This window comes from Gordonia otitidis NBRC 100426, assembly GCF_000248075.1.
In the GTDB taxonomy this organism is placed as follows: Bacteria; Actinomycetota; Actinomycetes; order Mycobacteriales; family Mycobacteriaceae; genus Gordonia; species Gordonia otitidis.
The window spans coordinates 21,696-28,803 of the sequence record NZ_BAFB01000240.1; the positions used below are offsets into that span (position 1 = coordinate 21,696).

Annotated in this window: 5 protein-coding genes; 3 read left to right on the top strand and 2 right to left on the bottom strand. The window is 65.1% G+C overall.

What is annotated here, in order from left to right; translation table 11 throughout:
- Window positions 1–15 precede the first annotated feature (15 nt).
- From GOOTI_RS22985 to GOOTI_RS22995, 3 genes are all read left to right on the top strand, one after another.
- Window positions 16–2,475, top strand: a complete 2,460-nt coding sequence (locus GOOTI_RS22985; protein WP_007241000.1) for an ATP-dependent DNA ligase — start codon at window positions 16–18, stop codon at window positions 2,473–2,475.
- 33 nt (window positions 2,476–2,508) lie between these two features.
- Window positions 2,509–3,288, top strand: a complete 780-nt coding sequence (locus GOOTI_RS22990; RefSeq protein ID WP_007241001.1) for a dienelactone hydrolase family protein — start codon at window positions 2,509–2,511, stop codon at window positions 3,286–3,288.
- 119 nt (window positions 3,289–3,407) lie between these two features.
- Window positions 3,408–4,148: a metallophosphoesterase gene (locus tag GOOTI_RS22995; RefSeq protein ID WP_039994603.1), complete on the top strand. Its 741-nt coding sequence runs from the start codon at window positions 3,408–3,410 to the stop codon at window positions 4,146–4,148.
- Window positions 4,149–4,163: 15 nt separating this feature from the next.
- Here the strand turns inward: GOOTI_RS22995 and GOOTI_RS23000 are convergent, their stop codons facing one another.
- Together GOOTI_RS23000 and GOOTI_RS23005 are read right to left on the bottom strand one after the other, a co-directional pair.
- Window positions 4,164–6,470 carry a SulP family inorganic anion transporter gene (locus tag GOOTI_RS23000; protein ID WP_007241003.1) on the bottom strand — a complete coding sequence of 769 codons (2,307 nt, stop codon included), beginning with the start codon at window positions 6,468–6,470 and terminating at the stop codon, window positions 4,164–4,166.
- Window positions 6,471–6,669: 199 nt separating this feature from the next.
- The coding region (locus GOOTI_RS23005; RefSeq protein WP_007241004.1) for a phosphoinositide-specific phospholipase C-related protein at window positions 6,670–7,108 on the bottom strand (439 nt) is incomplete at its 5' end.

Sequence of the window (7,108 nt, forward strand, 5' to 3'; positions counted from 1 at the left end):
GGGCACAATGGACCCATGGGACCAGCGCAGAGCCTGGAGATCGACGGACACACGATCGCTCTCACCAATCTGGGCAAAGTGCTCTATCCCGCAACGGGCACGCGCAAGGTCGAGGTCGTCGACTACTACACACGAATCGCCGACGTCATGCTCCCCCATCTGCGTGGCAGATTGATCACCCGCAAACGATGGCCCAACGGCGTCGAGTCGACGCCGTTCTTCGAAAAGGACCTACCCAGCGGGGTTCCCGAATGGATTCCCCGGTACGCCGTCGCCCACAGCGGCCGCACGATCACCTACGCGATGGCGGATTCCGCGGCGGTTCTCGTGTGGCTTGCCCAGATGGCAGCGCTCGAACTCCACACTCCGCAGTGGGTCGTGCCCACCGGGGGTGCGCAGCCCGATCCGACGACGCCGGGCGCCAGGGGTCTCGGCGACATCCGCGCGAACCGCCTTGTCCTCGATCTCGATCCCGGCCCCGACGTGTCGTTGGAACAGTGCGCCGAGGTGGCTCTGATGATGCACGGGATGCTCGACGCCGCCGGGCTTCGGTCGTACCCGGTCACGAGCGGGGGTAAGGGGATCCACGTCTATGCACGTTTCGATCGCCCCGTCGCACCCGATTCCGCGCGGACCGTCGCGCGCGAGATAGCCACGACACTTGCCGCGGCGCACCCGACGACGATCACCGCCACGATGTCGAAGGCGCAGCGCGGCGGACGTGTGTTCGTCGACTGGAGTCAGAACAGCGCGTCGAAGACGACTCTCGCGCCGTACTCGATGCGCGGGCGCGAGGAACCCTGGGTCGCAGCGCCACGCACATGGGACGAGCTCGCCGAGTCCGGGTTGACGCAACTGCACTTCACCGAGGTTCTCGAACGCGCCACCGACGGGGATCTGCTCGACGGCCTCGACGATCCGTACGAGCCCACCGGCGGAGCCGGGACACCGTCAGAAGACGCCGAAGAACCGCGCGAGGGCACCGGGTCTCGCCCGGTCATCGACCTCAGCGCCTATCGCGCCAAGCGCGACGCGTCCAAAACCCCCGAGCCCTTCGGCGACGACGAGCATCGTCGACGTCGCGCGGGGTCCACCGACGACGCGGCCACCAGCGACGACACGGCCACCAGCGACGACGCTGCCGGCGCGGCGTCGACCGATCCGATCTTCGTGATCCAGGAGCATCACGCGCGGCGGCTGCACTACGACTTCCGCCTCGAACGTGACGGCGTACTGGTCTCCTGGGCCGTGCCGAAGAATCTTCCGACCGATCCCGATCAGAATCGGTTGGCCGTGCACACCGAGGACCACCCCCTCGACTACGCCGACTTCTCCGGCGACATACCCGGCGGCGAATACGGTGCGGGACATGTGGAGATCTGGGACCACGGAACCTACGAGACGGAGAAGTGGCGCGAGAAGGAGATCATCGTCCGCCTGCACGGCGAACGGATCCAGGGACGCTACGCCCTCATCAAGACCGGCGACAAGAACTGGCTCGCGCACCTGATGAGTGACGAGCCGCGACCGATCCTGCCCGACAGCCTCGCCCATCCTCGCCCCATGTTGGCCACCGACGAGACCGTGACCGGACTCGACGGGCGCGACTGGGCATTCGAAGGAAAGTGGGATGGATTCCGAATCCTGTTGCGCTACATCGATGGCGACTTCCGACTCACGTCCCGATCCGGCATCGACATGACCGACGACTTCCCAGAATTACGTTCTGTCACAGATCAGTTGGGACTGATCGACGTCGTCCTCGACGGTGAGGTCGTTGCCATCGACTCGGCAGGACACACCAATTTCACACTGCTGACGTCACGGAACTCCACCTCCGAGGACTACTCGCTCAAGCTGTTCCTGTTCGACATCCTCTATCTCAACGGCACCTCCCTGCTGCGCACACCGTGGTCGGAACGTCGCCGGCTACTCGAGGCGCTCGGCCCCGCAGTCAAAGGCTCTGCCCACGTGGAGATTCCGCCACTACTGCCCGGCCCGGGCTCAACCGCCGTCGACTACAGCCGTGAGCACGGGATGGAGGGTGTGATCGCCAAGCGCAGGACGTCGACGTATCAGCAGGGCAGGCGAACTCATCTGTGGCGCAAGCACAAGAACTGGAGCGACATCGAGGTCGTCGTCGGCGGGTACCGCCTCGGCCGAGGAAACCGCGCCGGAACCATCGGATCGTTGCTGGTCGGGTTGCCCGAGGAAACGGGGCTGCGGTACGTGGGTCGAGTCGGCACCGGTTTCACCGAGGCATCGCTGGCGAATCTCGCCGAAGAGCTCAAGCCTCTCGAGATCTCACGCAGCCCTTTTCTCGAGAAACTCGACCGCCCTGTCGCATCGACGGCGATCTGGGTGTTGCCGAAGATCGTCGGCGAAGTGAGATTCATGGACTGGACCACGACCGGTCACCTCCGACACCCGAGTTGGCGCGGCATCCGCCGCGACAAGCTGCCCGGCGACCTGTGACGAGCGCCCACAACCTGTGAGAGGACAACGAACATGACCGACACCGACGTCGCACCCTTCACCACCCGCGGAGCCGACATCACCGTCACGGCCGCCGACGGCGATGCGGAGGCCTACCTCGTACGCCCCGACGACGCCGACCATCCTGGTGTCCTGTTCATCATCGACGCGATCGGACTGCGCCGACAGACACGTCGGATGGCAGACCGCATCGCCTCGTGGGGCTATGTCGTCCTGGTGCCCAATGTGTTCTATCGCTGGGGCACCGCAGCCGAGACCTCGCCCGAGGACGAACTGCTCGACGACGACGCGCGTGCCGAGTTCTTCGCCGAGGCGATGCCACGTGTACACGCGTTGACAGATGACCTGGTCGAACCCGACCTTTCGGCGTACATCGACGCATTGAGGTCGACGCCGGGCGTCTCGAAGCGACCCATCGGCGTCACCGGTTACTGCATGGGCGGGAGATTGGCACTGCTGGCGGCGGCGAGTAGACCAGACGACGTCGCGGCGCTCGGGATGTTCCACACCGGCGGGCTAGTCACACAATCCTCCGATAGTCCGCACCTGCGTCTCGGCAGCGTCGACGCGCAGGTGCTCGCCATCCACGCCGACCGCGACCGCTCGCTGCCCCTCGAAGCCGTGGCGCAGTTCGAGCACGCGCTCATCACAGCGGGTGTCACGCACTCCGCCACGGTGTACCCGGGTGCGGCGCACGGCTACACCATGGCCGACACCGCCATGTACCACCACGACGCCGCCGAGCACCACTTCTCCGAGCTCCGCAAGTTGTTCGCGCACACCCTGCACTGACCGGTTCGATGCGGTCATAGTCGTAGCCCGGTGAGTCTCGCGCCACGTCGGATGACCTCGCTTCGCCAATGCGAACGGTGTTGGCTATGTTCAGTGGTGTCCAACCCCCGGGAGAGCCTGTGTTCGTTGTCGCGCACATCAGCGACCTGCATTTCAACGGCACCCGATGCAACCGCAACCGCATCGAATCGACGTTGAACTACATCAACGCGCGTGCAGCAGGCATCAACGCGCTTCTGATCACCGGCGACGTCGCCGACGAGGGCAGCCCGAGCGAGTACCGTGAGGCCTCGCTCGTCATCGACAGTCCGCTGCCGATCCTCATCACCGAGGGCAACCACGACGACCGCACCGCGTTCAACGCGGGCATACTCGGCGTCGAGTCGTCGGCACCGATCAACTCGTCGCGCCTGATCGACGGCGTCTTGTTCGTCGTCGCCGACAGCTCCATTCCCGATCGCAACGACGGGTATCTCGACGACGAGACGCTGGCGTGGATGTCGGCGGAGATCGCCGCGCACGGACCCGAGACACCGGTGTTCGTCGCATTCCACCACCCGCCCGTGACCCTGGAGATGCCCTTCATGGACAGCATCCGCCAAACCGGCGAACAGCGACTTGCCGCGCTCGTCGTCGAGCACCCGAATATCGTTGCATTCCTGTGCGGGCACGCGCACACCCCCGCCGTCACCCGCTTCGCGAACCGTCCGCTGTGTGTCGCCCCGGGTGTCTCGTCGACACTCAATCTGCCCTTCGAGGGCAAGGACATCGTAAATCGCGGTCAGCCGCCGGGCATCGCGTTCCACATCCTCGATGACGCCGGCCGGCTGATCACACATTTCCGCTCGGTGATGTTCTGAGGACCCGCTAGCACCCTACGAGCGCGGCGCGACACCGGCTTCGCGTTCGAGCATGCTACTCACGTGGTGTCCCACCCCCGCCAGGTGAATCCCCGTCGACGTGACCTCATAGACCTGCGCGGAGCGAATGTCGAAGTACAGCCCGATGATTCGCAGCCGCGCCTCAGCCGCGGCACGACCCACGAGAGGATGACGACTCAGCAGCTCGACCTGCTTGGCGACATTGACCACCGCCAGCTGGTCGACGTCGTTGAAACCCATACGCGCAGCTGACCTTCCGGCGGGATGTCCGAGTTCCAGAGCGGCTCGGCTCGGTTCGGCCTGCGACAGCCAGGAGCGAATCGGCGATCCGGACGTCGACTGCGAGCGGCTGCCATCGTGATCGAGCAGCGCGCGCATCGCACCGCACGACGAGTGACCGCAGACCACGACTGCGGTGACACCGACCTCGTTGATCGCGAAATCCAGCGCAGCCTCGATGGATTCGGCGGCTCCGTGCGAACCTCCGACGAGGTTGCCGACGTTGCGCACCGTGAACAGGTCGCCCGGACCGCTCGACGTGATGATGTTGGGCATGATGCGTGAATCGGCACAGGTGAGGAAGAACGCGTCCGGTTGCTGATAGTCGACGACGTCCTCGAGATGACCGCGCAAGACGTGGGCGTGATCACGGTGATAGTCGGTGACTCCCGCCATGATCGACCGCAGGGGCGCGGGCACGTCGGCCACGGCGTCGTCGCCCACGGGGATGCGCTGACTACGCCACGGCGTCAGACCGACGATGCCCCCGGTGTGCCTGCGCGGCGGTGCGAGGGGCGCGTGCTCGATCCTGGCCCGACCACGCTCCACCACGGTCACCGGTGTGCCGGCGGCCTCGCGCGCACGGACCCAATCGGAGATCATCTCCGACGCCGCGTGGTCGAGGAAGTCGACGTCGAGTTCGAGTGTGACGGGCGCACTCTCGGGAACCTTTGCCAGCGCGCTGTTGAGGCGCGGCATCGACAGGAAGCTCAGCGATCCGCGAACCGACACCAACCATTTGTCGCTCGCCCCGGTCGCCGACGGTCCCGCACTGATCTCGACACGGATCACCCGCCAGAGGACCAACACCACCGCGAGTGCGAGGCCGATCGCGACACCCTCGAGGAGATTGAGGAAGACGACGGCGACCACGGTCACGCCGTACACCCACAGGTCGCCGGTGCGCAGCGCGGTCTTCATGTGCGCCAGCTTCACCAGCTGCATACCGATGACCACCAGGAGACCGGCGAGCGCAGCGAGTGGTACCTGCTCGACCAACGCCGTCAGGAAGACGGCGAAGACGAAAACCCAGACGCCGTGCAGGACCGCTGACCAGCGGGTGCGTGCACCGGCTGCGACGTTGGCGGTGCTGCGAACGATCACCCCGGTCACCGGAAGGCCACCGAGGAGCCCCGAGGACACGTTGGCGCTCCCCTGTCCGATGAGTTCACGGTTGAACCGACTGCGCGGACCGTCGTGCATCTTGTCGACGGCGACCGCGGACAACAGCGACTCGACGCTGGCGATCAACGCCACCGTGAGCACACCGAGAACGAATGCACTCCAATTCCCCTGGGGCAGTTGCGGGAGCGAGATCGCGTCGAAGAAGTTGCCGTCGAGACTCACTCGGTCGACGGGAAGATCGAGCAGCGTGGCCAGGACTGTCGCGAGCGCGATCGCCGCGAGTGGCCCCGGGATCTTCCGCACGCCGGCGGGCAGGTACTTCCACCCGGCCATCACCACGATCACCACGATCCCGATCGCGGCGTCAACCCAACTGATTTCACCGATGCGCGCAGGCAACTCGGTGATGTTGGCCAGTGCCGAACTCTGCGACCGCCCACCGAGCAGAACGTGGATCTGCTGCAGCGCAATGGTGATCCCGATACCCGCGAGCATCGCATGCACCACGACAGGCGCAATCCCCAGCGCCGCTGTCGCGATCCGGCTGACACCGAACAGGACCTGCAGGATTCCCGCACCGACGGTGAGCGCGCACGTCACCTTCCACCCGAAGTTCGCGACGAGTTCGGCGACCACAACGGTGAGGCCCGCCGCAGGCCCGGACACCTGCAGCGGACTGCCCCCGACTGCTCCCGCGACCACACCGCCGACCACCGCCGCGATCAGTCCGGCCATCACCGGTGCGCCCGACGCCACCGCGATTCCGAGTGAAAGGGGTAGTGCCACAAGGAAGACCACCAGCGATGCCGGCACGTCGTACTTGAGAACACCTCGCCATCGATCACGAGTTTCCGGGGCTGTTTCCGCCCGTCGAGAATCCGTCGGGGTTGCTGCCATGTCCCGAACGTACAGATCAAGAGTTACGTCCGAGTTGCTCGTCCGAGGAAAATCCCTGTGAAACCCCTATTTTGACGATTCAACTGTGACCCAACTCACCGAAGAGGTGAAAGTCGTTGCGGCATTCAACTTTTCGATCCCGCCCCGTGGAGCCGGTGTGAGTTATCGGCAGCGCCTGCTTCAGAACGTCGGTCGCCCCTCAACTCACACCGTTGAGCCGATCGACCGAGGCGAACAGATCGCCGATCCGATAGTTGTCCACGGCAACGTAGTTGGGAATCATGTGTCTTTCCGCTCGACACTGTTCGAGCCGGTTGAACAGGAACTCCTCCCTGTTGACCACACCGGCGTCGCGAATCCTGCTGGTGAAATTGCTCATCCAGTGATTGACGAGGAACAGCGGTGCCGTGGGCGACCCGCGATAGAAGTCGCAGCTGAATTCACCCGTGGTGCGGAACTCGTATGGCGTGTCCTGTGTCCATTCCTTGCCGTCGAGGAGCCACGGCCGCTCGGCACCGCCACCGACGTTCTCGTGCAACCACACCAGTGTGTGGCGCGAGTCGATCATCTGGCGAAGCGTCGGCCACGGTGTGCCCATCGTCGGGGTGTAGAGCCTGTCGTATAGCCCGGACTGGCGT

Excerpts from the sequence above, each read along its gene's own strand:
- GOOTI_RS22990 (WP_007241001.1), top strand. The coding sequence starts at position 2,509 with ATGACCGACACCGACGTCGCACCCTTCACCACCCGCGGAGCCGACATC.
- GOOTI_RS23000 (WP_007241003.1), bottom strand. The coding sequence starts at position 6,470 with ATGGCAGCAACCCCGACGGATTCTCGACGGGCGGAAACAGCCCCGGAA.
- GOOTI_RS22985 (WP_007241000.1), top strand. The coding sequence starts at position 16 with ATGGGACCAGCGCAGAGCCTGGAGATCGACGGACACACGATCGCTCTC.